Annotated in this window: 37 protein-coding genes; 3 read left to right on the top strand and 34 right to left on the bottom strand. The window is 60.1% G+C overall.

Going from position 1 to position 25,568, the window contains the following annotated elements; all coding sequences use genetic code 11:
* Nucleotides 1–99: 99 nt before the first annotated feature.
* The 3 genes from sugE to ACQ5BM_RS23800 form a co-directional block, all read right to left on the bottom strand.
* Nucleotides 100–414, bottom strand: coding sequence for a quaternary ammonium compound efflux SMR transporter SugE (gene sugE, locus ACQ5BM_RS23810; RefSeq protein ID WP_429816722.1), 315 nt, complete (start codon nt 412–414; stop codon nt 100–102).
* A gap of 248 nt (nt 415–662) precedes the next feature.
* A complete protein-coding gene (locus ACQ5BM_RS23805) occupies nt 663–1,976 on the bottom strand; it encodes a replication-associated recombination protein A (RefSeq protein WP_429816719.1) in 1,314 nt (437 codons plus the stop codon).
* Nucleotides 1,973–3,370: a DegQ family serine endoprotease gene (locus ACQ5BM_RS23800; RefSeq protein WP_429816716.1), complete on the bottom strand. Its 1,398-nt coding sequence runs from the start codon at nt 3,368–3,370 to the stop codon at nt 1,973–1,975. Before ACQ5BM_RS23800 ends, ACQ5BM_RS23805 begins: the two co-directional genes overlap by 4 nt.
* 199 nt (nt 3,371–3,569) lie before the next feature.
* Here ACQ5BM_RS23800 and msrP point away from each other — a divergent pair, with 199 nt between their 5' ends.
* Together msrP and msrQ are read left to right on the top strand one after the other, a co-directional pair.
* Nucleotides 3,570–4,511: a protein-methionine-sulfoxide reductase catalytic subunit MsrP gene (gene msrP / locus ACQ5BM_RS23795; protein ID WP_429816713.1), complete on the top strand. Its 942-nt coding sequence runs from the start codon at nt 3,570–3,572 to the stop codon at nt 4,509–4,511.
* A 2-nt stretch (nt 4,512–4,513) separates the two neighbouring features.
* Nucleotides 4,514–5,176 carry a protein-methionine-sulfoxide reductase heme-binding subunit MsrQ gene (gene msrQ, locus ACQ5BM_RS23790; RefSeq protein WP_429816711.1) on the top strand — a complete coding sequence of 221 codons (663 nt, stop codon included), beginning with the start codon at nt 4,514–4,516 and terminating at the stop codon, nt 5,174–5,176.
* A 40-nt stretch (nt 5,177–5,216) separates the two neighbouring features.
* On the opposite strand, the gene rplQ is transcribed toward msrQ, so the two are convergent.
* From rplQ to rpsL, 31 genes are all read right to left on the bottom strand, one after another.
* Nucleotides 5,217–5,642: a 50S ribosomal protein L17 gene (rplQ, locus tag ACQ5BM_RS23785; protein WP_429816708.1), complete on the bottom strand. Its 426-nt coding sequence runs from the start codon at nt 5,640–5,642 to the stop codon at nt 5,217–5,219.
* A 103-nt stretch (nt 5,643–5,745) separates the two neighbouring features.
* A complete protein-coding gene (locus ACQ5BM_RS23780) occupies nt 5,746–6,756 on the bottom strand; it encodes a DNA-directed RNA polymerase subunit alpha (RefSeq protein WP_034795592.1) in 1,011 nt (336 codons plus the stop codon).
* Nucleotides 6,757–6,859: 103 nt separating this feature from the next.
* Nucleotides 6,860–7,249 (bottom strand): 30S ribosomal protein S11, encoded by a 390-nt coding sequence (rpsK, locus tag ACQ5BM_RS23775; protein WP_003536496.1) that lies wholly within the window; start codon nt 7,247–7,249, stop codon nt 6,860–6,862.
* 227 nt (nt 7,250–7,476) lie between these two features.
* Entirely contained in the window at nt 7,477–7,845 is a 369-nt protein-coding gene (gene rpsM, locus ACQ5BM_RS23770; RefSeq protein ID WP_052638152.1) for a 30S ribosomal protein S13, read from the bottom strand.
* Nucleotides 7,846–8,077: 232 nt separating this feature from the next.
* A complete protein-coding gene (locus tag ACQ5BM_RS23765) occupies nt 8,078–8,656 on the bottom strand; it encodes an adenylate kinase (protein ID WP_429816702.1) in 579 nt (192 codons plus the stop codon).
* On the bottom strand, nt 8,653–9,993 hold the full coding sequence (gene secY / locus ACQ5BM_RS23760) for a preprotein translocase subunit SecY (protein WP_429816700.1): 1,341 nt from the start codon (nt 9,991–9,993) through the stop codon (nt 8,653–8,655). Before secY ends, ACQ5BM_RS23765 begins: the two co-directional genes overlap by 4 nt.
* A 234-nt stretch (nt 9,994–10,227) precedes the next feature.
* Nucleotides 10,228–10,698 carry a 50S ribosomal protein L15 gene (rplO, locus tag ACQ5BM_RS23755; protein ID WP_057255582.1) on the bottom strand — a complete coding sequence of 157 codons (471 nt, stop codon included), beginning with the start codon at nt 10,696–10,698 and terminating at the stop codon, nt 10,228–10,230.
* A gap of 13 nt (nt 10,699–10,711) precedes the next feature.
* On the bottom strand, nt 10,712–10,915 hold the full coding sequence (gene rpmD / locus ACQ5BM_RS23750) for a 50S ribosomal protein L30 (RefSeq protein ID WP_057255581.1): 204 nt from the start codon (nt 10,913–10,915) through the stop codon (nt 10,712–10,714).
* Nucleotides 10,916–10,927: 12 nt separating this feature from the next.
* On the bottom strand, nt 10,928–11,497 hold the full coding sequence (gene rpsE, locus ACQ5BM_RS23745) for a 30S ribosomal protein S5 (RefSeq protein WP_173516262.1): 570 nt from the start codon (nt 11,495–11,497) through the stop codon (nt 10,928–10,930).
* Between the two features lie 135 nt (nt 11,498–11,632).
* Nucleotides 11,633–11,995, bottom strand: coding sequence for a 50S ribosomal protein L18 (gene rplR, locus ACQ5BM_RS23740; protein WP_429816696.1), 363 nt, complete (start codon nt 11,993–11,995; stop codon nt 11,633–11,635).
* A 12-nt stretch (nt 11,996–12,007) separates the two neighbouring features.
* Nucleotides 12,008–12,541: a 50S ribosomal protein L6 gene (gene rplF / locus ACQ5BM_RS23735; RefSeq protein WP_173516260.1), complete on the bottom strand. Its 534-nt coding sequence runs from the start codon at nt 12,539–12,541 to the stop codon at nt 12,008–12,010.
* Nucleotides 12,542–12,585: 44 nt separating this feature from the next.
* On the bottom strand, nt 12,586–12,984 hold the full coding sequence (gene rpsH, locus ACQ5BM_RS23730) for a 30S ribosomal protein S8 (protein WP_173516259.1): 399 nt from the start codon (nt 12,982–12,984) through the stop codon (nt 12,586–12,588).
* 12 nt (nt 12,985–12,996) lie between these two features.
* Nucleotides 12,997–13,302 (bottom strand): 30S ribosomal protein S14, encoded by a 306-nt coding sequence (gene rpsN, locus ACQ5BM_RS23725; protein ID WP_173516258.1) that lies wholly within the window; start codon nt 13,300–13,302, stop codon nt 12,997–12,999.
* A gap of 34 nt (nt 13,303–13,336) precedes the next feature.
* Complete coding sequence (gene rplE / locus ACQ5BM_RS23720; protein WP_429816692.1) at nt 13,337–13,894, bottom strand: 50S ribosomal protein L5; 558 nt, start codon at nt 13,892–13,894, stop codon at nt 13,337–13,339.
* Nucleotides 13,887–14,198, bottom strand: a complete 312-nt coding sequence (gene rplX / locus ACQ5BM_RS23715) for a 50S ribosomal protein L24 (RefSeq protein WP_173516256.1) — start codon at nt 14,196–14,198, stop codon at nt 13,887–13,889. The genes rplE and rplX overlap by 8 nt, the downstream gene beginning before the upstream one ends.
* Before the next feature lie 14 nt (nt 14,199–14,212).
* A complete protein-coding gene (rplN, locus tag ACQ5BM_RS23710; protein ID WP_034795548.1) occupies nt 14,213–14,581 on the bottom strand; it encodes a 50S ribosomal protein L14 in 369 nt (122 codons plus the stop codon).
* Between the two features lie 178 nt (nt 14,582–14,759).
* Nucleotides 14,760–14,996: a 30S ribosomal protein S17 gene (gene rpsQ, locus ACQ5BM_RS23705; protein ID WP_173516255.1), complete on the bottom strand. Its 237-nt coding sequence runs from the start codon at nt 14,994–14,996 to the stop codon at nt 14,760–14,762.
* 12 nt (nt 14,997–15,008) lie between these two features.
* A complete protein-coding gene (gene rpmC, locus ACQ5BM_RS23700) occupies nt 15,009–15,209 on the bottom strand; it encodes a 50S ribosomal protein L29 (RefSeq protein ID WP_056319072.1) in 201 nt (66 codons plus the stop codon).
* Nucleotides 15,210–15,221: 12 nt separating this feature from the next.
* Nucleotides 15,222–15,635 (bottom strand): 50S ribosomal protein L16, encoded by a 414-nt coding sequence (gene rplP / locus ACQ5BM_RS23695; protein WP_011975175.1) that lies wholly within the window; start codon nt 15,633–15,635, stop codon nt 15,222–15,224.
* Between the two features lie 38 nt (nt 15,636–15,673).
* Nucleotides 15,674–16,408: a 30S ribosomal protein S3 gene (rpsC, locus tag ACQ5BM_RS23690; RefSeq protein ID WP_113541392.1), complete on the bottom strand. Its 735-nt coding sequence runs from the start codon at nt 16,406–16,408 to the stop codon at nt 15,674–15,676.
* Complete coding sequence (gene rplV, locus ACQ5BM_RS23685; RefSeq protein ID WP_034795534.1) at nt 16,408–16,797, bottom strand: 50S ribosomal protein L22; 390 nt, start codon at nt 16,795–16,797, stop codon at nt 16,408–16,410. Before rplV ends, rpsC begins: the two co-directional genes overlap by 1 nt.
* Nucleotides 16,798–16,799: 2 nt before the next feature.
* Entirely contained in the window at nt 16,800–17,078 is a 279-nt protein-coding gene (gene rpsS / locus ACQ5BM_RS23680) for a 30S ribosomal protein S19 (RefSeq protein WP_018239488.1), read from the bottom strand.
* Between the two features lie 15 nt (nt 17,079–17,093).
* Nucleotides 17,094–17,930: a 50S ribosomal protein L2 gene (gene rplB, locus ACQ5BM_RS23675; protein ID WP_057255572.1), complete on the bottom strand. Its 837-nt coding sequence runs from the start codon at nt 17,928–17,930 to the stop codon at nt 17,094–17,096.
* 43 nt (nt 17,931–17,973) lie between these two features.
* Nucleotides 17,974–18,267: a 50S ribosomal protein L23 gene (locus ACQ5BM_RS23670; RefSeq protein WP_057255571.1), complete on the bottom strand. Its 294-nt coding sequence runs from the start codon at nt 18,265–18,267 to the stop codon at nt 17,974–17,976.
* On the bottom strand, nt 18,264–18,884 hold the full coding sequence (gene rplD / locus ACQ5BM_RS23665) for a 50S ribosomal protein L4 (protein ID WP_173516253.1): 621 nt from the start codon (nt 18,882–18,884) through the stop codon (nt 18,264–18,266). Before rplD ends, ACQ5BM_RS23670 begins: the two co-directional genes overlap by 4 nt.
* 12 nt (nt 18,885–18,896) lie before the next feature.
* Nucleotides 18,897–19,583, bottom strand: coding sequence for a 50S ribosomal protein L3 (rplC, locus tag ACQ5BM_RS23660; protein WP_173516252.1), 687 nt, complete (start codon nt 19,581–19,583; stop codon nt 18,897–18,899).
* A 138-nt stretch (nt 19,584–19,721) separates the two neighbouring features.
* On the bottom strand, nt 19,722–20,030 hold the full coding sequence (gene rpsJ, locus ACQ5BM_RS23655) for a 30S ribosomal protein S10 (RefSeq protein ID WP_003507767.1): 309 nt from the start codon (nt 20,028–20,030) through the stop codon (nt 19,722–19,724).
* Between the two features lie 318 nt (nt 20,031–20,348).
* Nucleotides 20,349–21,524 carry an elongation factor Tu gene (gene tuf, locus ACQ5BM_RS23650; RefSeq protein WP_336174473.1) on the bottom strand — a complete coding sequence of 392 codons (1,176 nt, stop codon included), beginning with the start codon at nt 21,522–21,524 and terminating at the stop codon, nt 20,349–20,351.
* 71 nt (nt 21,525–21,595) lie between these two features.
* Nucleotides 21,596–23,695, bottom strand: coding sequence for an elongation factor G (fusA, locus tag ACQ5BM_RS23645; protein ID WP_429816684.1), 2,100 nt, complete (start codon nt 23,693–23,695; stop codon nt 21,596–21,598).
* 33 nt (nt 23,696–23,728) lie between these two features.
* Nucleotides 23,729–24,199, bottom strand: coding sequence for a 30S ribosomal protein S7 (gene rpsG, locus ACQ5BM_RS23640; RefSeq protein WP_113541264.1), 471 nt, complete (start codon nt 24,197–24,199; stop codon nt 23,729–23,731).
* Nucleotides 24,200–24,276: 77 nt separating this feature from the next.
* Nucleotides 24,277–24,648 (bottom strand): 30S ribosomal protein S12, encoded by a 372-nt coding sequence (gene rpsL / locus ACQ5BM_RS23635; protein WP_003507760.1) that lies wholly within the window; start codon nt 24,646–24,648, stop codon nt 24,277–24,279.
* 563 nt (nt 24,649–25,211) lie between these two features.
* Between rpsL and ACQ5BM_RS23630 the strand changes: the two genes are divergently transcribed.
* A complete protein-coding gene (locus tag ACQ5BM_RS23630) occupies nt 25,212–25,508 on the top strand; it encodes a transcriptional regulator (RefSeq protein ID WP_247961098.1) in 297 nt (98 codons plus the stop codon).
* Nucleotides 25,509–25,568 lie beyond the last annotated feature (60 nt).

Raw genomic sequence — 25,568 nt, 5'->3', positions numbered from 1 at the left:
GATTGCGGGCTGCGCGTCCTTCATGACGCGCAGCCCGCTTCGTTTGTAACTATGCTGCCGCTTCGAGAGCCTGACGCTACGACAATGCAGTACGCAGCGTTAGGCAGCGAGCTTCAGCCCGGCAATACCGCTGACGATGAGCGCGATGCAGCCGAGGCGGATGAAGGTCGCCGGCTCAGCGAACAGGAAGATGCCGAGGATGACCGTGCCGACGGTGCCGATACCGGTCCAGACCGCGTAGGCCGTGCCGAGAGGCAGGCTGCGCACGGCAAGACCAAGCAGCACGATACTGAGGATCATCGACCCTACTGTCAGGATCGTCGGCGTGACGCGCGTAAAGCCATCCGTGTATTTGAGACCGATTGCCCAGCCGATTTCGAGGAAACCGGCAAGCAGAAGAAGGAACCAGGCCATGTCAAACTCCCAAGGTTGGAGCGAGGCCGTCCCCGCGGATGTTCGGTATCGACTTTGCGAACCGTGCAGCCGTCTGCAATGCAGGCTCTATCTCACACCCCGGTACCGACAGCAAGGCACTCACGGGCAGATCAGCTCTGCACCGGTGGCAAAGCTAGGTCGCTTCACGCATTCCTTGAACACAAGCGGGGTTCCGGCGAGCCAGGTATTTCGCAAGGGAAGCGATCTTACGCTTTCCTGGATAGGCGCTAGGGAGCATTGCGCTCCCGGCGCAGTTTCGCCCACCATTCCAGCCGCTTGCGGATTTCGCGCTCGAAACCGCGCTCCGGCGGGTCGTAGAACGTCTGGCGGCCCATCTTTTCCGGAAAATAATCCTGGCCAGAGAAAGCATCCGGTTCGTCGTGATCGTAACGATAGCCGTCGCCGTAGCCTTCGCCTTTCATCAGCTTGGTCGGTGCATTGAGGATGTGCTTCGGCGGCAGCAGCGAGCCGTTCTCCTTGGCGGCGCGCATCGCCGCCTTATAGGCGGTGTAAACGCCATTCGACTTCGGCGCGGTCGCCAGATAGACGCAGGCTTCGGCGAGCGCCAGTTCGCCCTCCGGCGAACCGAGATAATCATAGGCGTCCTTGGCGGCGTTGCAGATCACCAGCGCCTGAGGGTCGGCAAGGCCGATGTCTTCGACCGCCATGCGCACCAGGCGCCGCCCAAGATAAAGCGGGTCCTCGCCAGCGTCGAACATACGGCAGAGGTAATAGAGGGCAGCATCCGGATCGGAGCCTCGTACCGACTTATGCAGTGCGGAGATCAGATTGTAGTGGCCGTCCTGGCCCTTGTCGTAGACCGGGGCCCGCCTTTGCACGATATTCTGAAGTGCTGCCGCATCGAAGATTTCGTCGCGCCGGGCCGCCCGCCAGACTTCCTCGGCCAGTGTCAGTGCCGCCCGGCCATCGCCATCTGCCATGCGGATCAGGCTGGCACGCGCATCCACATCGAGCGGCAGCGTCTTGCCTTCCGCCTGCTCGGCTCGCGACAGCAGCTCCTGGATGCTGTCTTCGCCATGCGGCTTGAACGTCAACACGCGGGCGCGGGACAACAGAGCGGCATTGAGCTCGAAGGACGGGTTTTCCGTCGTCGCACCGACGAGAATGACGGTGCCGTCTTCCATGACGGGCAGGAAGCTATCCTGCTGGGCGCGATTGAAGCGGTGGATCTCGTCGACGAACAGCAGGGTCTGCCGGCCGGACATGCGCCGCGCGCGCGCCGCTTCGAACACCTTCTTAAGATCGGCGACACCGGAGAAGATGGCAGAGATCTGCTCGAAGGCGAGCCCCGCCTCCCCCGAAAGCAACCGCGCCACGGTCGTCTTGCCGGTACCCGGCGGCCCCCAGAAGATCATCGATCCGAGAGAACCCGACGCGATCATGCGCGACAGCACGCCATCGTCCCCGGTCAGGTGCTCCTGGCCGGTGACTTCGGCAAGCGTGCGCGGACGAAGCCTGTCGGCAAGCGGTCTTGCCGACGCCATCTCAGGAGGTTCGGAGGCGGAGAAGAGATCGCTCATCGGAAGAACTGACGGATAAGTTGGCCGTCCCGCTCGATTTCGACGCGCCAGAAGGAGGCATCATCGGCCAGCACATGCTCCAATGTCTTGGACGTGTCGATTGCGGTGCCGTTGACCGAACGCACGATGTCCTTCGGCTCCAGGCCGATGCGTGCCGCAGGCGAGCCGCGGTTGACCTCCATGACGACGACCCCTTGCAGCGAGGTCGACATGCGCAACTCGTCGGCAAGGCGCGGCGACAGGTTGGCGACGACCGCGCCGGCGAAGGGGTTGCGCCCTTCGATCAACCGTTCGTCGCGCGGCGACGTCTCGGGCGCCCGATCGAGCTTCAGCGTCACGTCACGGGTTTTGCCGTTTTCCGATACGGTGACGCGGGCTTCGTGACCGATTCCGACCGTCGTCAAGCGGTAGCCGAGTGCATCCGGGTGCTCGACGTCGATGCCGTTGACGGCGGTGATCACCTGCCCGGGCTTGATGCCCGCCTGTTCGGCCGGGCCACCCGCCACGACAGCAGTCACCAGCGCGCCACGGGCGCGGTTGAGACCAAGAGCCTCGGCGACTTCAGAGGTCACCGGTTCGAAGCTTGCGCCGATGAAGGGACGGACGAAGGTGCCGTTGCCGCCTTCGGCGGAGGCGACGAAGACCTTCACCAGATTGGCTGGAATGGCGAAGCCGACGCCGTTCGAGCCCCCGCCCTTGGAGAAGATCGCGGTATTGATGCCGATGAGCTGGCCATTCATATCGATGAGGCCTCCGCCGGAATTGCCCGGGTTGATTGCCGCATCCGTCTGGATGAAGAAGCCGAAATCGCCCGACGAGACCTGGTTGCGCGCGAGTGCCGAGACGATGCCGCTCGTTACCGTCTGGCCGACGCCGAAGGGATTGCCGATCGCCAGAACGAGATCACCGACTTCGACCGCATCGGAATCACCGAGCGGGACGATCTCGAACGGGCCGTCCGACTGGATCTTCAGCACCGCAAGGTCGAGCCGGTCATCCTTGAGCACGATCTTGCACGGAAACTCGCGGCCATCTGCCAGCGCCACCTTGATGTCGTCGGCGCCCTCGATCACGTGATTGTTGGTCACGACGATGCCGTTCTTGCCGACGATCACGCCGGAGCCGAGCGAGGATTGCTTTTCCGAACGGTTCGGCATCCGCTGACCGAAGAATTCCTCGAAGAAGGGATCGCCGGAAAAGATCGAGCGGCGCTCGACGACCCGTTCGGCGTAGACATTGACGACCGCATTTGCCGTCTGCTTGACGAGCGGCGCGAAGGAAAGCTGCATTTCGGTGCGCGACTGTGGAACGGTCTTGGCCTCTTCAGCCAATGCCGGACAGGCAAGAGAAACAGCAATGACGAGCGCGGCAAGCGCTCTTCGACTAACGATCATGTGAAGCATTCTCCTATTCGTCGCGGCTACGTTCAGATAGGATTTCGCGGGAAAAAAGGCAAATGTTGGCGCAAGATACGCAAACTTGCCGGCTTCACGCGCTACGCACGAAAACGTGGTTCGGCACCCCTTTCACGGTGATCGAAAGTCTGCTGAGTTCTTACAAGCCCAGGCTCATAAACCGCTCTCGGATAAGACCATGCCATCCTATCGTCCACCGCGAATCGTTTCCTCCGAAATCACCCCGGAGAATATCTTCATCAACCGTCGCGCATTCCTGGGCGTTGCCGCCGGAGGCATCCTCCTCGCCGGAAGCAGTTCAGGTATGGCGGCTGCGCTCAGCGCACCGAAAGGCAAGTACGTCGTCGACGAGGATCTGACCCCGGAGGCCGACGTCACGGGCTACAACAACTTCTATGAATTCGGGACCGGCAAGGGCGATCCCGCCGCCAATTCCGGCAATTTCAAACCAACGCCCTGGACGGTGAAGGTCGACGGCCTCGTCGGCAAGCCGCAGGAGTTCGGGCTGGAAGACCTGCTGAAGTTCCCGATCGAGGAACGCGTCTATCGCATGCGCTGCGTCGAGGCATGGTCGATGGTGATCCCCTGGACCGGCTTCCAGCTTTCGACCCTGCTCGACAGGGTCGAGCCGCTTGGCAGCGCCAAGTATGTTTCGTTCGAAACGGTCGTGCGCCCCGCGGAGATGCCGGGCCAATCCGGCTTCTTTCAGCCGCTGCCCTGGCCCTATCGCGAAGGGTTGAGGCTGGATGAAGCCCGCCACCCGCTCACTCTCTTGTCCGTCGGCGTCTACGGCAAGACCCTTCCCAACCAGAACGGGGCGCCGATCCGGCTCGTTACTCCGTGGAAATATGGCTTCAAGGGGATCAAGTCGATCGTGCGGATTTCGCTCACCGAAACGCAACCGCCCTCCACCTGGAACCTCTCGGCCCCGCACGAATACGGCTTCTACGCCAACGTCAACCCGGCCGTCGATCACCCGCGCTGGAGCCAGGCGACGGAGAACCGCATCGGTGGCGGTGGCTTCTTCGGCTCCAATCGTCGCGACACCCTGCCCTTCAATGGCTATGCCGATGAGGTTGCCAGCCTCTATGCCGGCATGGACCTCAGAGCGAATTATTGATCATGGTCCATCTGCCTGCCCTCCCGAAACGCTACCACTCGGCCTCGGTATGGGCACTTTATGGCCTGGGCCTGCTGCCGGCAGGCTACGGTTTCTATCTCGGCGCCACCGGGCAACTCCCTGGAAATCCGGTCAAGGAATTCGAACACCTGCTTGGTCTCTGGGCGCTTCGCTTTCTCGTCGCGACCCTGGCGATCACGCCGATCCGCGACATTTTCGGCATCAATTGGCTTCGCTACCGCCGGGCACTCGGACTGCTCGCCTTCTATTACGTGCTGATGCACTTTCTCGCCTACATGCTGCTCGATCAGGTGCTGAACATTCCGGCGATCCTCACCGATATCGGCCGGCGCCCGTTCATCACCATCGGCATGGCCGGGCTCGTGATGTTGATCCCGCTGGCAATAACGTCCAACAATTGGTCGATTCGCAGGCTCGGGACCCGGTGGAATACGCTGCACCGGCTCGCCTATGTCATCGCCGCTGCCGGCGCCCTGCATTTTTCGATGTCGGTGAAGGTCGTGGGCCCCGAGCAGATGCTCTATCTGGGGCTGGTCGCCATGCTCATCGCCTGGCGGCTGGTGCGCAAGCCCTATCTGCGCCGCAAACGTCAGGCGGCCAATGGGCCGGTCAGACGGCAGCCCATAGAAAAAGCGGCCGGGTGATCGCCACCCGGCCGCTTTTGTTTCTCTGCCTTCGATCGGCTTAGGCTGCTTCGGCAGCTTCAGCTTCTGCGGCAACGCGGGCGAGATCCTTCGCACCCTTTGCCGAGACGTCGCGGTCGACGAATTCGATGACGGCGAGCGCGGCGTTATCGCCGTGGCGGAAGCCCGCCTTCATGATGCGCAGGTAGCCGCCGTTGCGGGTGGCGTAGCGCGATGCGATCGTGTCGAACAGCTTCGAAACGACGGCGGCGTCGCGGATCTGCGAGATCGCCTGACGGCGAGCGTGCAGGTCACCGCGCTTGCCGAGCGTGACGAGCTTCTCGACGATCGGGCGGATTTCCTTGGCCTTCGGCAGGGTCGTAACGATCTGCTCGTGTTCGATCAGCGAAGCTGCCATGTTGGCAAACATCGCCTTGCGGTGGCTGGCGGTTCTATTCAGCTTGCGGCCGGCTTTTGCGTGGCGCATGGCTATTCTCCTTCAATGCAGGCTTTGCCTGCCGTTTCCTGGCACATACAGGTGCAACACCTGCTGTTTGACGGGGAAAGGCAGAACAAGCTGCCTTTATCTGTTAGTATTGGTCTTCGTAACGCTTGGCGAGATCTTCGATGTTCTCGGGCGGCCAGGACGGCACTTCCATGCCGAGGTGCAGGCCCATGGAAGCGAGAACTTCCTTGATTTCGTTCAGCGACTTGCGACCAAAATTCGGCGTGCGGAGCATTTCTGCTTCGGTCTTCTGAATGAGGTCGCCGATGTAGACGATGTTGTCGTTCTTCAGGCAGTTGGCCGAACGGACCGAAAGTTCCAGTTCGTCGACCTTCTTGAGAAGCGCCGGGTTGAAGGCGAGTTCGGTAACGGCCTCTTCCTCTGCTTCCTTCTGCGGCTCGTCGAAGTTGACGAAGACCGACAGTTGATCCTGAAGGATGCGGGCGGCAAAAGCGATCGCATCTTCACCGGTGACGGAACCGTCCGTCTCGATGGACATCGTCAGCTTGTCATAGTCAAGAACCTGGCCTTCGCGGGTGTTTTCCACCTTGTAGGACACTTTCTTGACCGGCGAGTACAGGCTGTCGACCGGGATCAGGCCGATCGGAGCATCTTCCGAACGGTTGCGATCAGCCGGCACGTAGCCCTTGCCGTTGTTGACGGTGAACTCCATGCGGATCTCCGCGCCCTCGTCGAGGGTGCAGATCACATGGTTCGGGTTGAGGATTTCGATATCGCCAACCGTCTGGATGTCACCGGCGGTAACAACGCCCGGACCCTGCTTGCGCACGACCATGCGTTTTGCGTCGTCGCCATCCATCTTGATGGCGATTTCCTTGATGTTAAGCACGATGTCCGTCACATCTTCCCGGACGCCCGGGATAGAGGAGAACTCGTGCAGAACGCCGTCGATCTGCACTGCGGTGACAGCAGCACCGCGCAGCGACGACAGAAGCACGCGGCGAAGCGCGTTGCCGAGCGTCAGGCCAAAGCCGCGTTCAAGCGGTTCCGCAACCAGCGTTGCCTTGGTGCGGCCGGAGGAGACGAACTCCACCTTGTTCGGCTTGATCAGTTCCTGCCAATTCTTCTGGATCATGTTTTCTGCCTTCCGTTCGTTGCCACCATCCAATCGTGACAACCGAGCCCCGAAGACCGGGAGAGCGCGGATGCACCCTCACCGGCATGTTGAATGCATATGATCAGACGCGGCGCTTCTTGCGCGGACGGCAGCCGTTGTGCGGGATCGGGGTCACATCGCGGATCGAGGTGATCATGAAGCCCGCAGCCTGCAGTGCGCGAAGAGCGGATTCACGGCCGGAACCCGGACCGCAAACTTCAACTTCCAGCGACTTCATGCCGTGTTCCTGAGCCTTCTTGGCGCAGTCTTCAGCGGCGATCTGTGCGGCAAACGGGGTCGACTTACGCGAGCCCTTGAAACCCTTTGCACCGGCAGACGACCAGGCAATCGCGTTGCCCTGTGCGTCGGTGATGGTGATCATCGTGTTGTTGAACGACGAATTGACGTGTGCAACGCCAGACGTGATGTTCTTGCGTTCGCGGCGGCGAACGCGGGTGGCTTCCTTGGCCATAGGATCCCTTTCTTAGATCTCTGCACCGCCGTAATTCCAGCGGCTCCACCGGGAAAAGGATTTGTCGTCCCCTGCCCTGCATCTTCATTTCCCCGAAGAGCGGAATACCCAATCTTCGGCCTCAACATCCGGCCATTCGGCCGGACGGCGGTCAGGCAAGCGCCTTACCAAACTGCAAAAGGAGGCCGGCGCCTGACGCCAGCCTCCCAATCTCCCTTTTCGGGAAATTACTTCTTCTTACCGGCAATCGCCTTCGCCGGACCCTTGCGGGTGCGGGCGTTGGTGTGGGTGCGCTGACCACGAACCGGCAGGCCACGACGGTGACGCAGGCCGCGGTAGCAGCCGAGGTCCATCAGGCGCTTGATGTTCATCGAGGTCTCGCGACGCAGGTCACCTTCGACCTGGTAGTCGCGGTCGATCGTTTCGCGGATCTGCAGGACTTCAGCGTCCGTCAGCTGATGCACGCGACGGTCAGCCGGAATACCGACCTTCTCGACGATTTCCTGTGCGAATTTCGGGCCGATCCCGTGAATGTAGGTCAGCGCGATAACTACGCGCTTCGCCGTCGGGATGTTGACGCCAGCGATACGTGCCACGTCTATTCTCCTTGCGTTCCAGTTGCCATCCGGCAATAGGTGCTTCGTTACGCGACCTCGAAGAGCCGCACGTTGATTGAGGTTCGAGACACGTCAAAAACGACCGCACCCGGACTTCATTTTCTTTGAAGACCGCGCCGATCGCTCTCATGTCGCGAGTTGGCGCTGTCTTTGGCGGAATCGGCCGGAAAAGTCAACTCCCCGGCGGCTCCTTTTCGGCAAAGACCAGTGTCTAAGCCAGAATCTTCTCGATCTCTGCGGTGACAACGGTCACGTCCGCCATGCCATCGACCGTTCTCAGTTGACCGGTACCGGCATAATGCTCGGAGAGCGGCGCGGTCTTTTCCCGGTACTCCGCGAGGCGACGCTTGAAGGCTTCCGGATTGTCATCCGAACGGACCGTACCTCCCGCAGCGATGGTCTCCGCTACGCGATTCTCCATCCGCTTTACAAGGGCCGCCTCGTCGACCTTCAGCTCGATGACCGCATCGAGCTTCAGCCCCTTGCTTTCCAGCATCTTGTCGAGGGCAATCGCCTGCGGAACCGTGCGCGGGTAGCCATCGAGGATGAAACCCTTGGCACAATCCGGCTGATCGATGCGATCCGACACGATTTCGTTGACGATCTCGTCCGATACCAACTGGCCGGCGTCCATCACTGCCTTGGCGCGCTTGCCAACTTCAGTCGCCTGGGCAACGGCGGCCCGCAGCATATCGCCTGTGGAAAGCTGCGGAATGCCGTATCTCTCCGTCAGAAGCTTGGCCTGAGTCCCCTTGCCAGCGCCCGGCGGTCCCAAAAATATCAGTCTCATCGTCCCCTCTTTCCTCCGCGCAGCTTCGACTTCTTGATCAGCCCCTCATATTGCTGTGCGATGAGATGGCCCTGGATCTGTGCTACAGTATCGAGGGTCACGCTGACAACAATCAAAAGCGACGTACCACCAAGGTAGAACGGCACGCCGGTCTGCGAAATCAGAACTTCCGGCAGAATGCAGACGAACATCAAGTAGACCGCGCCGATAACGGTGATGCGCGTCAGGACGTAATCGATATATTCAGCCGTGCGCTCGCCCGGACGGATGCCCGGAATGAAGCCGCCGTGCTTCTTGAGATTGTCGGCCGTATCCTTCGGATTGAAGACGATCGCCGTATAGAAGAAGGCGAAGAACGCAATCATCGCTCCGTAGAGAACCATGTAGAGCGGCTTGCCGTGACCGAGCGCGCCAACGATGGTCGTGGCCCAGCCCGGCAGCGTCGCCGTGTTGGCGAAGCCTGCAAGCGTCGCCGGCAGCAGCAGCAGCGAGGAAGCGAAGATCGCCGGGATGACGCCCGAAGTGTTGAGCTTCAGCGGCAGGTGCGAGGTGTCGCCCTGGAACATGCGATTGCCGACCTGTCGCTTCGGATACTGGATCAGAAGCCGGCGCTGTGCCCGCTCGACGAAGACGATGAGCGCAATGACGGCAACGACCATGATGATGATCGCGAGGATCAGCGGCGTCGAGAGCGCGCCGGTGCGGCCGAGTTCGAGCGTGCCGGCGAGAGCCGTCGGCAGGTGGGCGACGATACCGGCGAAGATGATCAGCGAGATGCCGTTGCCGATACCGCGCGACGTGATCTGCTCACCGAGCCACATCAGGAACATAGTGCCGCCGAGCAGCGAGATGACCGTCGAAATGCGGAAGAACCAACCCGGATCGTTGACGAGGCCGTTGCCGCTCTCAAGGCCGGCAGCGATGGCATAAGCCTGCGCCGTACCGAGAAGCACCGTGCCGTAGCGGGTGTACTGGTTGATGATCTTGCGGCCCTGCTCGCCTTCCTTCTTCAACTGCTCCAGCGCCGGAACGACGGAGGTCATCAGCTGAACGATGATCGAAGCAGAGATATAGGGCATGATGCCGAGCGCAAAGATCGCCATGCGCTGCACGGCGCCACCCGAAAACATGTTGAAGAGGCCGAGAATGCCGCCGCTCTGGCCTTGGAAGGCCTGTGCAAAAGCTTCCGGGTTGAGACCGGGCAGCGGGATATAGGTGCCAAGACGGTAAACCAGAAGCGCACCAAGTGTGAACCAAAGCCGTTTCTTCAGATCTTCCGCCTTGGCGAAAGTCGAGAAATTCAGGTTCGAGGCGAGCTGTTCCGCTGCAGAAGCCATGCAATTCTCCGCGTACCAAATCTCGGAATCAGCGGGAACACCCGGTCCGTTCCGGAAGGAGTAACTTTTCGTCTTGAAAACCGGACGCGAGGCGATTGTGTCTGCAATCGGATGCCTCACCGTGGTTTCCGCTATGTCCGCCGCGGCGAGCGATTCGCCGGCTGCGGACGTGAGGCTCACATATGGGAGCAAAACCGCCCGGAGTGAAGCACCCCGGGCGGTTCATCAGTAATATTATTCAGCAGCGGCTGCGAGCAGCTTGACCGAACCGCCGGCCTTTTCGATCTTCTCGATCGCCGACTTGGAAGCGCCGGCAACTTCGATCGAAACCTTCGCCTTCAGTTCGCCGTCAGCGAGAACGCGGACGCCGTCCTTTTCGCGACGGATGACGCCAGCGGCCTTGAGAGCGGCTGCATCGACGGTCTTCGAAGCGTCGAGCTTCTTGGCGTCGATTGCCGTCTGGATACGGCCGAGCGACACGACAACGAACTCCGAAGCGAAGATGTTGTTGAAGCCGCGCTTCGGCAGACGACGGTAGATCGGCATCTGACCGCCTTCGAAGCCGTTGATGGCAACGCCCGAACGAGCCTTCTGACCCTTGACACCGCGGCCGGCCGTCTTGCCGGAGCCCGAGCCGATACCACGGCCGAGACGTTTGCGGCTGTGGGTCGAGCCTTCGTTGTCCTTGATTTCATTCAGTTTCATGAGCTTATCCCCCTCACTTCTCGTCGACGACGCGAACGAGGTGCTGGACGGTCCGGATCATGCCGCGAACAGACGGGGTGTCTTCCAGCGTGCGAACCCGGTGCATCTTGTTGAGGCCCAGACCGATGAGCGTCTGACGCTGCACGGCCGGACGGCGAATGGGGCTACCGATCTGCTCGACGGTAACCGTCTTCTTGGCAACTTCTTTCTTAGCCATCTGTCAGCTCCCTTATTCTTCGGAAGCAGCGCCGGAGGAAACACGACGAGCCTGGAGCGTGGCGTACTTGATGCCGCGCTGAGCTGCGATGTCCTTCGGGTGCATCTGGTTCTTGAGGGCGTCGAAGGTTGCGCGAACCATGTTGTAGGGGTTCGACGAACCGGTCGACTTTGCAACGACGTCATGAACGCCGAGCGTTTCGAAGACGGCGCGCATCGGACCACCGGCGATGATACCGGTACCGGGCTTGGCCGAACGCAGCAGCACCTTGCCGGCGCCGTGACGGCCATGAACGTCGTGATGCAGGGTACGACCACCACGCAGCGGGACGAAAATCAGGTCGCGCTTGGCAGCTTCCGTGGCCTTGCGGATGGCTTCCGGCACTTCGCGTGCCTTGCCATGGCCGAAGCCAACGCGGCCCTTCTGGTCGCCAACGACGACGAGAGCGGCGAAACCGAAACGACGACCGCCCTTCACCACCTTGGCGACGCGGTTAATTGCTACGAGCTTATCGACAAATTCGCTGTCGCGCTCTTCGCGGTTCTGGCGATCTTCGCGAGAACCTCTTTTTTCTTGTGCCATTGTCCTCTTCCTTTTTCTTTTCCGGGTGCAATCGGCAGATTGACGAGACCGCCTCCCCTCTTTTCGAGATGAAGACGGCTGGAGATTTGCGAAACCGGCTGGAAAGCCCGGGCGGTTACGCCCGGGCCAACGAACTTAGAAGTTCAAGCCGCCTTCGCGGGCTGCCTCGGCCAGCGCCTTGACGCGGCCGTGGTAGATGAAGGCGCCGCGATCAAAGACAACGTCCTTGACGCCAGCCTTCGAAGCACGCTCCGCCAGGAGCTTGCCGACAGCCGAAGCGGCTGCCGTGTCTGCGCCGGTCTTCAGAGAAGACCGCAGATCCGTGTCGAGGGTCGATGCCGAAGCAAGGGTCTTGCCGGCAACGTCATCGATGATCTGCGCGTAGATGTTCTTCGACGAGCGATGAACCGACAGGCGCGGGCGGCCGTTGGCGACCGCCTTGATTTGACGGCGCACGCGGCTGGCGCGACGCACAAGAGTATCTTTCCTGCTAGCCATTTCGCGTGATCCTTACTTCTTCTTGCCTTCTTTGCGGACAATCCGCTCTTCGGCATACTTGACACCCTTGCCCTTGTAGGGCTCGGGGCCACGGTATTCGCGGATTTCCGCGGCAACCTGGCCGACCTGCTGCTTGTTGATGCCGGACACGATGATTTCGGTCGGCTTCGGAACAGCAATCGTGATGCCTTCCGGCGTCTGGTAGACGACGTCGTGGCTGAAACCGAGCGCGAGCTGCAGGTTCTTGCCCTGCATCGACGCACGATAACCAACGCCGTTGATTTCGAGCTTGCGCTCGTAACCATCCTTGACGCCCTTGAAGATGTTCTCGATCATCGTGCGGGACATGCCCCACTTCGAACGAGCATCCTTGCTCTGGCTGAGCGGCTGAACAACAACCGCATTATCTTCGAGCTTTACCGAAACTTCGTCGTTTGCAACGAAGAACAGTTCGCCCTTCGGGCCCTTCGCCGTTACCTTCTGGCCATCAACGCTTGCCGTGACGCCTGCCGGAACCTGAACGGGCTTCTTACCGATACGAGACATTTTTATACCTGTCTGTTCGCTATGGAGAACCTGCTACGCCTTCGTTAGAAGACGGAGCAAAGGATCTCGCCACCAACATTCTGTTCGCGTGCCTGATGATCGGCCATCACACCCTTCGGGGTCGAAAGGATGGTGATGCCGAGGCCGTTCGCGACCTGCGGAATGGACTTAACCGAGACATAGACTCGGCGGCCCGGCTTGGAGACGCGTGCGATCTCGCGGATCACGGAAGCGCCTTCGTAGTACTTCAGCTCGATGTTCAGCTCGGACTTGCCGTTGCCGAATTCGACTTCAGAGTACCCGCGGATGTAACCTTCGGCCTGAAGGACATCCAGAACGCGTGCACGGAGCTTCGAAGCCGGCGTGGAAACGCTCGACTTGCGGCGAGCCGCGCCGTTACGGATACGGGTGAGCATATCGCCCAGCGGATCAGTCATTGCCATGTGCCCGTCTCCTTACCAGCTCGACTTGACGACGCCCGGCACCTTGCCGAGGTTGCCCAGTTCGCGAAGCGCAATACGCGACATACGAAGTTTACGATAGTAGGCGCGCGGACGGCCGGTAACTTCGCAACGGTTGCGGATGCGGGTCTTGGATCCATCGCGCGGCAGACCAGCCAGCTTGATGGTTGCCTTGAACCGCTCTTCAATCGGCAGAGACTGGTTCATGATGATCGCCTTCAGAGCGGCACGCTTTGCAGCCTGCGAGGCAACCAGTTTGCGGCGGCGCTTGTTCTTTTCAACTGCGCTCGTTTTCGCCATTACAGTTATCCTTCTTTACGCTTGTCGTTACGGATTACTGACGGAACGGGAAGTTGAACTCTGTGAGCAGAGCGCGAGCTTCGTCGTCGTTAGTTGCCGTCGTGCAAACGATGATGTCCATGCCCCACATCTGATCAACCTTGTCGTAGTTGATCTCAGGGAACACAATGTGCTCCTTGATGCCCATGGCGAAGTTGCCACGGCCGTCAAAGGACTTCGGATTGAGGCCGCGGAAGTCGCGAACGCGCGGGAGAGCGATGTTCACGAGACGATCCAGGAACTCAAACATCCGAACGCCGCGCAGGGTAACCTTGGCACCAATCGGCATGCCTTCGCGGACCTTGAAGCCTGCGATGGAGTTGCGAGCGCGGGTGATTACCGGCTTCTGGCCAGCAATCGCTGCGAGGTCGGCAGCAGCAACGGTCGGCTTCTTCGAGTCGCCGGTTGCTTCGCCAACACCCATGTTGATGACGATCTTGTCGAGGCGCGGGATCTGCATTTCGTTGGCGTAGGAGAACTTCTCCTGCATCGCCTTGCGGATGCGCTCTACATATTCCTTCTTGAGCCGCGGCTCATAAGCGGACTTAGCCATCGATCACTTCTCCCGAACGCTTGGCCACGCGGACCTTCTTGTCGCCATCGATCTTGAAACCGACGCGGGTCGGCTTGCCGTCCTTCGGATCGGCAATCGCGATGTTCGAAAGGTGGATCGGGGCTTCCTTGTTGATGATGCCGGCTTCCTGGCTCTGGGTCTGGCGCTGGTGACGCTTCACCATGTTGACGCCACGCACGACAGCCCGGTCTTCCTTCGGCATAACCTGGACGACTTCGCCGGTACGGCCCTTGTCCTTACCGGTGAGAACGACAACCTTGTCGCCTTTGCGAATCTTTTGCATCTCTCAACGCTCCTTTAGAGTACTTCTGGAGCCAGCGAGATGATCTTCATGTGGTTCTTGGCGCGAAGTTCACGCGGAACCGGTCCGAAGATACGGGTGCCGATCGGCTCTTTCTTGTTATCGATAAGAACGGCTGCGTTGGTGTCAAAGCGGATGACGGAACCATCCGGACGGCGGATGTCCTTCGCAGTGCGAACGACAACAGCCTTCATGACATCACCCTTCTTTACGCGGCCGCGCGGAATGGCTTCCTTGATCGAAACGACAATGATGTCGCCGACCGACGCATACTTGCGCTTGGAGCCGCCCAGCACCTTGATGCACATGACACGACGTGCGCCGGAATTATCCGCCACGTCGAGGTTTGTTTGCATCTGAATCATGTCAGGTCGCCTTCTTGTTGTTACCAGGCCGGTTGGGTCGAGACCCCCTCGCCTGGCTTATAGTGCTCATCTCAAAGCAAAAGAACGCCCGGACTCGAGCGCTCCTCTGCTTCAATTGCGTGCTTCATACAGGTATTTGCCCAAGACGCAAGGGTCTTACGGTCAAAACCTGCAGAAATCAGGCGTGGACGGCTACGACCGTCCAGCGCTTATCCTTCGAGATCGGCGCACATTCCTCGATGGAAACGACGTCACCAACCTTGTACTGGTTGTTTTCGTCGTGCGCCTTGTACTTCTTCGAACGGCGAACGGTCTTCTGGAGGATCGGGTGCGCGAAGCGGCGCTCGACCCGGACGACAACCGTCTTGTCGTTCTTATCGCTGACAACAGTGCCCTGCAGAATGCGTTTCGGCATATTTTCTGGTCCTTAGGCCTTGGCTTCTGCCGCCTTCTGGCGGGCAATGGTTTTGACGCGTGCGATGTCCTTGCGGACTTCGTTGATACGCGAAGACTTCTCGAGCTGGCCGGTTGCCTTCTGGAAGCGCAGGTTGAACTGCTCCTTCTTCAGCTTGGCAAGCTCTTCGTTGAGTTGATCGGCGCTCAGAGCGCGAACATCTGCGGCTTTCATGAGCTTCACTCCTTACTCTGCGATACGCTGCACGAAGCGCGTCTTGACAGAGAGCTTGGCAGCGCCAAGACGAAGTGCCTCACGGGCAAGTTCTTCGCTGACACCATCGATCTCAAACATCATTCGGCCGGGCTTGACCTTGCATGCCCAGTATTCGACCGAACCCTTACCCTTACCCATGCGGACTTCCGTCGGCTTGGCGGTGACGGGAACGTCAGGGAACACGCGGATCCAGACGCGGCCGGCGCGCTTCATGTGACGCGTGATCGCGCGGCGGGCCGCTTCGATCTCGCGCGCATTGACGCGGTTCGGTTCCTGAGCCTTCAGGCCGAATTCACCGAAGGCGAGATCAGAACCGCCCTTGGCAACGCCCTTGATGCGGCCCTTGAACTGCTTGCGATACTTCGTACGCTTTGGCTGCAACATTTTTTTACTTCTCCGATATTGGCTGCCAAACGCGAATGTTACGCGTTTTCACGACGGCGGTCACGATCGCCACGGTCGCGATCACGGCCGGCCGGGCCCTGGTTGTCACTTTCGATCGCGCGACGCTCGGAAGCCATCGGATCGTGCTCAAGGATTTCACCCTTGAAGATCCAGACCTTGATGCCGCAGATACCGAAAGCGGTTTCCGCTTCGGCCGTGCCGTAGTCGATGTCCGCACGCAGCGTGTGCAGCGGAACGCGACCTTCGCGGTACCATTCGGTACGAGCGATTTCGGCGCCGCCGAGACGACCGGCGCAGGTGATCTTGATGCCTTCGGCGCCAAGACGCATGGCCGACTGAACAGCGCGCTTCATCGCACGGCGGAAGGCCACGCGGCGCTCGAGCTGCTGGGCGATCGACTGGGCAACGAGCGTTGCGTCAACTTCCGGCTTGCGCACTTCGACGATGTTGAGGTGCGTTTCGGAGTTGGTCATCTCGGAAAGCTTCTTGCGGAGCTTTTCGATGTCGGCGCCCTTCTTGCCGATGATCAGGCCCGGACGAGCCGAGTGGATCGTGACGCGGCACTTCTTGTGCGGACGCTCGATAACCACCTTGGCGATACCGGCAGCCTTCAGTTCTTCCATCAGGTAGGCGCGGATCTTCAGGTCTTCGTGAAGAAGCTGGCCGTATTCGGCATTGTCCGCGAACCAGCGGCTATCCCAGGTCCGGTTGATGCCGAGACGGAAACCGATCGGATTAATCTTCTGGCCCATTATGCGGCCTCCCCTTTGGCTTCCACTTCACGAACGACGATCGTCAAGTGAGAGAACGGCTTTTCGACACGCGATGCACGGCCGCGACCACGAGCATGGAAGCGCTTCATGACGATCGACTTGCCAACGTAAGCTTCTGCGACGACGAGCGAATCGACGTCGAGATCGTGGTTGTTCTCTGCGTTTGCGATCGCAGATTCAAGGGTCTTCTTGACCGTTTCTGCGATGCGCTTGCGGGAGAACTCCAGTTCGGCCAGAGCGCGGTCGACCTTCTTGCCGCGGATCATCGCGGCAACCAGGTTGAGCTTCTGGGGGCTGACGCGGATCGTGCGCGCAACTGCCTGCGCCTCATTATCCTTCAGCCGGCGTTCGGCTTTTGCCTTGCCCATTGTTACTTCCTCTTTGCCTTCTTGTCCGCGCCATGACCGTAGTAGGTCCGGGTCGGAGAGAATTCGCCAAACTTGTGGCCGACCATGTCTTCGTTGACGCTGACCGGAACGTGCTTGCTGCCGTTGTAGACACCGAAGGTGAGACCGACAAACTGCGGAAGGATCGTGGAGCGGCGGCTCCAGATCTTGATCACTTCGTTACGACCGCCTTCGCGGACCTTCTCAGCCTTCTTGAGAAGATAACCGTCAACGAACGGACCTTTCCATACTGAACGAGTCATTCGAGACTTCCTCTCTTACTTCTTCTTCTGATGCCGCGAGCGCATGATGAACTTGTCGGTCGACTTGTTCGAGCGCGTACGCTTGCCCTTCGTGGGCTTACCCCACGGGGTAACCGGGTGACGACCACCCGAGGTACGGCCTTCACCACCGCCGTGCGGGTGGTCAACCGGGTTCATGACGACGCCGCGAACGTGCGGACGCTTGCCGCGCCAACGCGAACGACCAGCCTTACCGTCATTGATGTTGCCGTGATCGGGGTTCGATACGGCGCCGATCGATGCGAGGCAGGAACCGTGCACGAGACGCTGTTCGCCCGAGTTCAGACGAAGGATCGCCATGCCCTGGTCGCGACCGACGAGCTGCGCGTAGGTACCGGCGGAGCGCGCCATCTGGCCGCCCTTGCCCGGCTTCATTTCCACATTGTGGATGATGGAGCCGACCGGGATGTACTGCAGCGGCATCGTGTTGCCGGGCTTGACGTCAACGGCCTTCTCGGAAGCGATGACCTTGTCGCCGGCAGCGAGGCGCTGCGGAGCGAGGATGTAGGCCTTTTCGCCGTCGGCGTAGTTGACGAGCGCGATGAAGGCGGTGCGGTTCGGGTCGTATTCCAGACGCTCGACCGTGCCTTCAACGTCGAACTTGCGACGCTTGAAGTCGACCAGACGGTAGGTACGCTTGTGACCGCCGCCCTGGAAGCGAACGGTAATGCGACCGAGGTTGTTGCGACCGCCCTTGGAGGACAGGCCTTCGGTCAACGCCTTGACCGGCTTGCCCTTGTAGAGGCCAGCCCGGTCTACGATGACCAGCTGACGCTGGCTCGGGGTCGTCGGATTGAAACTTTTCAATGCCATTTTCTTGTTCCCTTTTGGGTTTTTACCCTAATGGGCCTATCCGTTAGAGACCGGTGGAGACGTCGATGGACTGACCGTCGGCGAGCGTGATGATCGCCTTCTTCACGTCCTTCTGCTTTCCGGCAAAGCCGCGGAAACGCTTCGTCTTGCCCTTGCGGACGAGCGTGTTCACGGCCGTAACCTTGACGCCGAACAGAGCTTCGACAGCAGCCTTGATTTCAGGCTTCGAAGCGTCCTTGGCGACGTTGAAGACGACCTGGTTCTGTTCGGAAACCAGCGTCGACTTTTCGGTGATCGAGGGGGACACGATCACGTCGTAGTGGCGAAGATCCGTCATTTGAACCGCTCCTCCAGAGCTTCCACGGCAGCCTTGGAAAGCACGAGCTTGCCACGGCGCAGAATGTCGTAAACATTGATGCCCTGAACCGGCAGAACGTCCACGTTCGGGATGTTCTGGGCTGCGAGCTTGAAGTTGTTCTCGATCTCGGCGCCGCCGATGATCAGAGCGTTGGTGAGGCCGAGCGATGCGAACGCACCGGCGAGAGCCTTGGTCTTGGCTTCCTTGGCAACGAGATCGTCGATGACGATGATCTCTTCGGCCTTCAGCTTGGCCGACAGGGCATGACGCAGGCCGAGGGCGCGAACCTTCTTCGGCAGATCATGCTCGTGGCTGCGGACGACCGGGCCATGGGCCTTGCCACCGCCGCGGAACTGCGGAGCGCGAGCGGAGTGGTGGCGGGCGCGGCCCGTACCCTTCTGCTTGTACATCTTGGCGCCGGTGCGCGAAACTTCCGCGCGGCCCTTGGCCTTGTGCGTGCCCTGCTGCTTCTTGGCGAGCTGCCAGCGAACGACGCGGGCAATGATGTCTTCACGGGGTTCGAGGCCGAAAATGGCGTCAGAAAGGGAAACCTTTCCCGCGTCCTTGCCCTCGAGGGTTTTGACGTTGAGATCCATTACTCGGCTCCCTTACTTCGATGCTTCGGCGCGCACGGCGGCCGGGCGCGGAGCGCCTTCCGGGGTGCCCGACTTGATGGCGTCACGAACGACGATCCAGGCACCCTTGGAGCCGGGGACTGCGCCCTTGACCAGGATCAGACCGCGGTCTTCATCGGTCGATACGACTTCGAGGTTCTGGGTGGTGACGCGGGTCTGACCCATGTGACCAGCCATGCGCTTGCCCTTCCAAACGCGGCCCGGATCCTGGTTGGAACCGGTCGAACCGTGCGAGCGGTGCGATACGGAAACGCCGTGCGTTGCACGCAGGCCACCGAAGTTGTGGCGCTTGATCGCACCAGCAAAGCCCTTACCGATCGTGGTACCGGTAACGTCGACGAGCTGGCCGGCAACGAAATGGTTGGCCGTCAGTTCTGCACCGATGTCGATCAGGTTGTCCGCGGTAACGCGGAACTCGACGAGCTTCGCCTTCGGCTCGACGTTGGCAGCAGCAAAATGGCCGCGCATCGCCTTCGGCGTGTTCTTGACCTTCGAACGGCCGGCGCCCAGCTGGACAGCCACGTAGCCGTTCTTCTCTTCCGTACGCTGGGCTACCACCTGGCAGTTCTCCAGCTTCAATACTGTAACCGGGATATGCTCACCGGCGTCGTTATAGACGCGGGTCATTCCCACTTTCTGTGCAATCACACCTGAACGCATCGGTTCATTCCTCTTGAGAGTTAGTGACGGGGCAAGCCCCCTCACATCTCTGGTTTAAGGTTTCCTTGAGATCATCCGATCTTGAGGTCGCCCGTTTTCGGAAGCCGTTGGACCGGGGTCCACGTACCTTCCTTGTTATTAAAGCTTGATTTCCACGTCGACGCCGGCAGCCAGGTCGAGCTTCATCAGCGCGTCAACGGTCTGCGGGGTCGGATCTACGATATCGAGAAGGCGCTTGTGGGTGCGCATTTCGAACTGTTCACGGCTCTTCTTGTCGACGTGCGGCGAGCGGTTGACCGTAAACTTTTCAATGCGCGTCGGCAGCGGTACGGGACCGCGCACGCTTGCACCGGTACGCTTTGCCGTCGACACGATTTCGCGCGTCGAGGCGTCGAGGATCCGGTGATCAAACGCCTTGAGGCGGATGCGGATGTTCTGGCCGTTCATACGACTTATCCTTGTTCATGTTGTCTGCGGTTTCCGTGGAAAAACACGCATTGAACTTCGTTTAATGTTCGGCCAGTCCGCTAATTTTCAAAGATCGGAGGGACAGGGTTTCCCCTGCCCCTTCCTATTTGAGCGGCCGTGGCCGGCCTGTTCTTCTGTGAGCGCACAACGTCGAAGCACCGTGCAAATCACGCGTGGGCGCCATTTGCACTATTTCGTCGTCTTCGGCAAGCCGTGCGACCAACTAAATCTTTCGGGGCGGCTATGACGGAGGCGCATAGCCTGCGCCTCCGTCATTTCCGCCCTTAGTCCCGTCGATTACTCGACGATAGAGGCAACGATGCCTGCGCCGACGGTACGGCCGCCTTCGCGGATCGCGAAGCGCAGCTTTTCTTCCATCGCGATCGGAACGATCAGCTCGACGTCAACCGTGACGTTGTCGCCCGGCATGACCATTTCCGTGCCTTCCGGCAGCGTCACGATGCCCGTCACGTCCGTCGTGCGGAAGTAGAACTGCGGACGGTAGTTCGTGAAGAACGGCGTATGACGGCCGCCTTCTTCCTTCGTCAGGATGTAGGCTTCGGCCTTGAACTTCTTGTGCGGCTTGACCGAACCCGGCTTGCACAGGATCTGGCCACGCTCGACGCCGTTGCGGTCGACACCGCGCAGCAGCGCACCGATGTTGTCGCCAGCCTGGCCCTGGTCGAGCAGCTTGCGGAACATCTCAACGCCCGTGCAGGTCGTCTTCGTCGTCGGACGGATGCCGACGATTTCGATTTCTTCGCCGACCTTGACGATGCCGCGCTCAACGCGACCGGTCACAACCGTACCACGGCCCGAGATCGAGAACACGTCTTCGATCGGCATCAGGAACGGCTGGTCGATCGGACGCTCGGGCGTCGGGATGTAGGCGTCAACCGCTGCCATCAGCTCGCGGATCGCGTCTTCGCCGATCTTCTTGTCCGAATCTTCCAGAGCGGCAAGCGCCGAGCCCTTGATGATCGGAATGTCGTCGCCCGGGAATTCGTAGGACGACAGAAGTTCGCGAACTTCCAGCTCGACGAGCTCGAGAAGCTCGGCGTCGTCAACCTGGTCGACCTTGTTCAGGAACACGACGATCGCCGGAACGCCAACCTGGCGGGCGAGCAGGATGTGCTCGCGGGTCTGCGGCATCGGGCCGTCAGCGGCCGAGCAAACCAGGATCGCGCCGTCCATCTGCGCCGCACCGGTGATCATGTTCTTGACGTAGTCGGCGTGGCCGGGGCAGTCAACGTGAGCGTAGTGACGGTTCGGCGTCTCATACTCAACGTGCGCCGTCGAAATCGTGATACCACGGGCCTTTTCTTCCGGAGCGGCGTCGATCTGGTCATACGCCTTGAACTCGCCGAAGTACTTCGTGATCGCTGCCGTCAGCGACGTCTTGCCATGGTCAACGTGGCCAATCGTGCCAATGTTAACGTGCGGCTTGTTGCGCTCAAATTTGCTCTTTGCCATTTCCGGCTCTCCGTTTTCTATCCCCTCTCGGGGAAAACTTTCTATCTGCTTTCAGCGTATCGGTATTCCGGTCACTTCTGACCGGAATACTTTGCCTGGATTTCCTGTGCGACGTTCGACGGGACCGGCGCGTAGTGATCGAAGGTCATCGTGTACTGTGCACGACCCTGCGACATGGAGCGCAGGTTGTCGACGTACTTGAACATGTTCGCCAGCGGAACGTTTGCGTTGATCACAACGGCAACGCCACGCGATTCCTGGCCCTGGATCTGGCCACGGCGGGAGTTCAGGTCGCCGATAACGTCGCCGACGTAGTCTTCCGGCGTTACGACTTCCACCTTCATCATCGGCTCAAGCAACTGTGCACCAGCCTTCTTGGCTGCTTCACGGAAGCAAGCACGCGAAGCGATTTCGAAGGCCAGGACCGACGAGTCGACGTCGTGGAAGGCACCGTCGATGAGCGTCGCCTTGACGCCCAGCATCGGGAAGCCAGCAAGCGGACCCGAGGACAGAACGCTTTCGATACCCTTCTGAACGCCCGGGATGTATTCCTTCGGAACAGCACCACCGACGATCTTGGATTCGAACACGAAATCTTCGCCGTCCGGGTTCGGTTCGAATACGAGCTTGACGCGCGCGAACTGACCGGTACCACCGGACTGCTTCTTGTGCGTGTAGTCTTCTTCGTGCTGCCGGGTGATGGTTTCGCGGTAAGCAACCTGCGGTGCACCGACGTTGGCTTCAACCTTGAACTCGCGACGCATGCGGTCGACGATGATGTCGAGGTGAAGTTCGCCCATGCCGGCGATGATCGTCTGGCCGGATTCCTGGTCGGTCTTGACGCGGAACGACGGGTCTTCGGCTGCCAGGCGGTTGAGCGCGAGGCCCATCTTTTCCTGGTCGCCCTTGGACTTCGGCTCGATCGCGATCTGGATAACCGGTTCCGGGAATTCCATGCGCTCGAGAACGACCGGCTTCAGCGGATCGCAGAGCGTGTCACCCGTGGTGGTTTCCTTGAGGCCGGCGAGAGCAACGATGTCGCCTGCGAAGGCTTCTTCGATGTCTTCACGCGAGTTCGAATGCATCTGCAGCATACGGCCGACGCGCTCGCGCTTGTCCTTGACCGTGTTCATGACCGACGAGCCCTTTTCGAGCTTGCCCGAGTAGATGCGGGCGAAAGTCAGCGAGCCGACGAAGGGGTCGTTCATGATCTTGAACGCGAGCATTGCGAGCGGCTCGGCGTCGTCAGCATGACGCTCGATTTCAGCTTCGGTCTTGACGTCGATGCCCTTGATGGCCGGAATGTCGACCGGCGACGGCAGATAGTCGACGACGGCGTCGAGGAGCGGCTGAACGCCCTTGTTCTTGAACGCGGTACCGCAGAACATCGGGTGGAACTTCACGTCGATCGTGCCGCGGCGAACGAGTTCGCGGATCTTGTCATTCGAAGGCATGTTGCCTTCGAGGTAGGCTTCCATCGCGGCTTCGTCGATCTCGACAACGGTCTCGATCAGCTTTTCGCGATATTCTTCGGCCTTGTCCTTCATGTCGTCCGGGATCTCGACGACGTCCCACTGGGCGCCGAGCGATTCATCGCGCCAGACGAGAGCGTTCATCTCGATCAGATCGACGACGCCCTTGAAGTCGCTTTCAGCGCCGATCGGCAGCTGCATGACGACGGCGGTCGCACCGAGACGGGTCTTGATCATCTCGACCGAGCGGTAGAAGTCGGCGCCGGTCTTGTCCATCTTGTTGCAGAAGATCATGCGCGGAACATGATACTTCTCAGCCTGACGCCAGACGGTTTCCGTCTGCGGCTCAACGCCGGCGTTGGCGTCGAGCAGCGCGATGGCGCCGTCGAGAACGCGCAGCGAACGCTCGACTTCGATGGTGAAGTCAACGTGGCCGGGGGTGTCGATGATGTTGAAGCGGCGGGTCTTGCCGTCGCGACCCTTCCAGAAGGTCGTCGTAGCAGCGGACGTGATCGTGATGCCGCGTTCCTGTTCCTGCTCCATCCAGTCCATGGTAGCGGCGCCGTCGTGGACTTCGCCGATCTTGTGGGACTTGCCGGTGTAGTACAGAATGCGCTCGGTCGTCGTGGTCTTGCCGGCGTCGATGTGCGCCATGATACCGAAGTTACGGTAGTCTTCGATTTTATATTCGCGTGCCATAGTGGACTGCCTCTTGAGACGTTCGCGCCAGAATTACCAGCGATAATGCGAGAACGCACGGTTGGCATCAGCCATCTTGTGCGTGTCTTCGCGCTTCTTCACGGCGCTACCACGGTTGTTCGCTGCGTCCATGAGTTCGCCGCAGAGGCGATCAACCATGGTCGTTTCGTTACGCTTGCGTGCGGCCGCAATCAGCCAACGGATGGCGAGGGCCTGGCGACGCTCCGGACGAACGTCGACCGGAACCTGGTAAGTAGCACCACCGACGCGGCGCGAACGCACTTCAACATGCGGCGCAATGTTGTCGAGCGCGGAATGGAATACGGTGATCGGCTCCTGCTTCAGCTTGACCTGGACCGCATCGAACGCGCCGTAAACAATGCTTTCCGCTACGGACTTCTTGCCGTGCAGCATGATTGCGTTCATGAATTTCGTGACAACCAGATCACCGAACTTCGGATCCGGGTTGATCTCACGCTTTTCTGCTCTGTGACGTCGGGACATACTTCTCGTCTCTTTAACTGTTTCAGCGCTTTACCACGCGGAGGACCTCGCGCAGCGCCGGGATTTTCAAAACCGAATTACTTCGGACGCTTCGCACCGTACTTCGAACGGCGCTGCTTGCGGTTCTTAACGCCCTGCGTATCGAGAACGCCACGGATGATGTGGTAACGAACACCCGGAAGGTCCTTAACGCGGCCGCCGCGGATCATAACAACCGAGTGTTCCTGAAGGTTGTGACCTTCACCCGGAATGTAGCCGATGACTTCGAAGCCGTTCGTCAGACGAATCTTGGCAACCTTACGGAGAGCCGAGTTCGGCTTCTTCGGGGTCGTCGTATAAACGCGGGTGCAAACGCCGCGCTTCTGCGGGTTTTCCTGCAGAGCAGGAACCTTATTGCGCTTTACCTGTGCCTGACGCGGCTTGCGGATCAGCTGGTTTACGGTAGGCATATACCCATCCCTTGCAAAATCTTATCACGTTACCCTTGCGGGCGGATCGTTGCCGTCGCCGGCAGTGTCGAACGCCTCATGAAATGCGCAAAACAGGGGCCGATCCGCCTTTCCGCAGATGGCCCCAAATAAAGCAGAGGACGCACTATCTCGCGCGTCTTGCGTGCAGCATTGTAGTCGTCGGCGTGCGTTTCGAACCTTGTTTGAGGCGAACTCCAGAACGCGACGTTCCGAACCAGCCAGCCTCACATGGGCTCCGATGCGGCGGGGTGTACTGATTTCAAGGCCAACAGTCAAGGGCAATTAAGAAATATTCCATCGCCCGCAGGCCCGATACGCCTGCAAAACAAGGCTTTTGCACATGGTTTCGACCCGGCGCTCGCCTCTTTGGCCCTTCAACAGGCGGAGTGTCCGACAGGGTTAAGGAATCGGCAACCACTTTGTGGGGGTTTTCCACGGTCTTCGAGTCGGGCACCGCAGAAGCGCTCCAGGAGCGCTGCATTTCCATCGCGCTGGACAGAAAAGGGCGCTAAGGTCGCGCCAGCCAAACGAAAGGAAACAAAATGGCCGTCACCCCAGACAACGACAATGCCCCGGACGAACCGATGGTATTCATCATCATCGGCAAGGCCTATGAGACCGACGGCGACGAAGACGGCGTGGACATTCACGTGATGCTCAAGGCGCCCGACGACGATACCGCCGTTCGCGAGGCACTGAACGCCCTTGCCGAAGAGGGTTTTCTCGAGGCTGATCTGGACCAGATCGGCACACTGACCGAGGTGCCGAGCGAGGAACCTCACGCCTCCGCCTACCAAGGCGCACTCGAAGGCGAAGTGGCGATCATCCGCTTCAGTTGAGCCTTGCGAGCGAGCAACCTGCGCCCTCGCCGCTTGCGCGCGGGCCGCACCTCCCCAAAA

The sequence above is a fragment of the Ensifer sp. B1-9 genome (assembly GCF_050474445.1).
Lineage (GTDB): Bacteria > Pseudomonadota > Alphaproteobacteria > Rhizobiales > Rhizobiaceae > Ensifer.
The sequence above is the reverse complement of the archived record's forward strand: the minus strand, read 5'-3'. Positions and strand labels throughout refer to the sequence as shown.

Coding starts and splice junctions, on each gene's coding strand:
- rplV (WP_034795534.1), bottom strand. CDS start 16,797: ATGGGCAAGGCAAAAGCCGAACGCCGGCTGAAGGATAATGAGGCGCAG.
- rplD (WP_173516253.1), bottom strand. CDS start 18,884: ATGGATCTCAACGTCAAAACCCTCGAGGGCAAGGACGCGGGAAAGGTT.
- ACQ5BM_RS23800 (WP_429816716.1), bottom strand. CDS start 3,370: ATGATCGTTAGTCGAAGAGCGCTTGCCGCGCTCGTCATTGCTGTTTCT.
- rplR (WP_429816696.1), bottom strand. CDS start 11,995: ATGGCTAGCAGGAAAGATACTCTTGTGCGTCGCGCCAGCCGCGTGCGC.
- rpmC (WP_056319072.1), bottom strand. CDS start 15,209: ATGAAAGCCGCAGATGTTCGCGCTCTGAGCGCCGATCAACTCAACGAA.
- msrQ (WP_429816711.1), top strand. CDS start 4,514: ATGGTCCATCTGCCTGCCCTCCCGAAACGCTACCACTCGGCCTCGGTA.
- sugE (WP_429816722.1), bottom strand. CDS start 414: ATGGCCTGGTTCCTTCTTCTGCTTGCCGGTTTCCTCGAAATCGGCTGG.
- rplC (WP_173516252.1), bottom strand. CDS start 19,583: ATGCGTTCAGGTGTGATTGCACAGAAAGTGGGAATGACCCGCGTCTAT.
- rplX (WP_173516256.1), bottom strand. CDS start 14,198: ATGCAAAAGATTCGCAAAGGCGACAAGGTTGTCGTTCTCACCGGTAAG.
- rplF (WP_173516260.1), bottom strand. CDS start 12,541: ATGTCTCGTATCGGTAAGAAGCCCGTTCAGGTTCCGGCAGGCGTCACG.
- msrP (WP_429816713.1), top strand. CDS start 3,570: ATGCCATCCTATCGTCCACCGCGAATCGTTTCCTCCGAAATCACCCCG.
- fusA (WP_429816684.1), bottom strand. CDS start 23,695: ATGGCACGCGAATATAAAATCGAAGACTACCGTAACTTCGGTATCATG.
- rpsE (WP_173516262.1), bottom strand. CDS start 11,497: ATGGCACAAGAAAAAAGAGGTTCTCGCGAAGATCGCCAGAACCGCGAA.
- ACQ5BM_RS23630 (WP_247961098.1), top strand. CDS start 25,212: ATGGCCGTCACCCCAGACAACGACAATGCCCCGGACGAACCGATGGTA.
- ACQ5BM_RS23670 (WP_057255571.1), bottom strand. CDS start 18,267: ATGACGGATCTTCGCCACTACGACGTGATCGTGTCCCCCTCGATCACC.
- ACQ5BM_RS23805 (WP_429816719.1), bottom strand. CDS start 1,976: ATGAGCGATCTCTTCTCCGCCTCCGAACCTCCTGAGATGGCGTCGGCA.
- rpsS (WP_018239488.1), bottom strand. CDS start 17,078: ATGACTCGTTCAGTATGGAAAGGTCCGTTCGTTGACGGTTATCTTCTC.
- rplE (WP_429816692.1), bottom strand. CDS start 13,894: ATGGCTAAGTCCGCTTATGAGCCGCGGCTCAAGAAGGAATATGTAGAG.
- rplQ (WP_429816708.1), bottom strand. CDS start 5,642: ATGCGCCACGCAAAAGCCGGCCGCAAGCTGAATAGAACCGCCAGCCAC.
- rplO (WP_057255582.1), bottom strand. CDS start 10,698: ATGAAACTGAATGAAATCAAGGACAACGAAGGCTCGACCCACAGCCGC.
- rplB (WP_057255572.1), bottom strand. CDS start 17,930: ATGGCATTGAAAAGTTTCAATCCGACGACCCCGAGCCAGCGTCAGCTG.
- ACQ5BM_RS23765 (WP_429816702.1), bottom strand. CDS start 8,656: ATGAGACTGATATTTTTGGGACCGCCGGGCGCTGGCAAGGGGACTCAG.
- rplN (WP_034795548.1), bottom strand. CDS start 14,581: ATGATTCAGATGCAAACAAACCTCGACGTGGCGGATAATTCCGGCGCA.
- rpsL (WP_003507760.1), bottom strand. CDS start 24,648: ATGCCTACCGTAAACCAGCTGATCCGCAAGCCGCGTCAGGCACAGGTA.
- rpsG (WP_113541264.1), bottom strand. CDS start 24,199: ATGTCCCGACGTCACAGAGCAGAAAAGCGTGAGATCAACCCGGATCCG.
- rpsQ (WP_173516255.1), bottom strand. CDS start 14,996: ATGCCGAAACGCATTCTGCAGGGCACTGTTGTCAGCGATAAGAACGAC.
- rpsK (WP_003536496.1), bottom strand. CDS start 7,249: ATGGCCAAGGAAGCCACCCGCGTTCGCCGCCGCGAACGCAAGAACATC.
- tuf (WP_336174473.1), bottom strand. CDS start 21,524: ATGGCAAAGAGCAAATTTGAGCGCAACAAGCCGCACGTTAACATTGGC.
- rpsN (WP_173516258.1), bottom strand. CDS start 13,302: ATGGCGAAAACGAGCGCAGTTGAAAAGAACAAGCGCCGCCGCAAACTG.
- rpsC (WP_113541392.1), bottom strand. CDS start 16,408: ATGGGCCAGAAGATTAATCCGATCGGTTTCCGTCTCGGCATCAACCGG.
- rpmD (WP_057255581.1), bottom strand. CDS start 10,915: ATGGCTAAGAAAGAAGTTGCCAAGAAGACGGTTACCGTCGAGCAGATC.
- rpsJ (WP_003507767.1), bottom strand. CDS start 20,030: ATGAACGGCCAGAACATCCGCATCCGCCTCAAGGCGTTTGATCACCGG.
- secY (WP_429816700.1), bottom strand. CDS start 9,993: ATGGCTTCTGCAGCGGAACAGCTCGCCTCGAACCTGAATTTCTCGACT.
- ACQ5BM_RS23780 (WP_034795592.1), bottom strand. CDS start 6,756: ATGATCCAGAAGAATTGGCAGGAACTGATCAAGCCGAACAAGGTGGAG.
- rplP (WP_011975175.1), bottom strand. CDS start 15,635: ATGTTGCAGCCAAAGCGTACGAAGTATCGCAAGCAGTTCAAGGGCCGC.
- rpsH (WP_173516259.1), bottom strand. CDS start 12,984: ATGGCAATGACTGATCCGCTGGGCGATATGCTCACCCGTATCCGTAAC.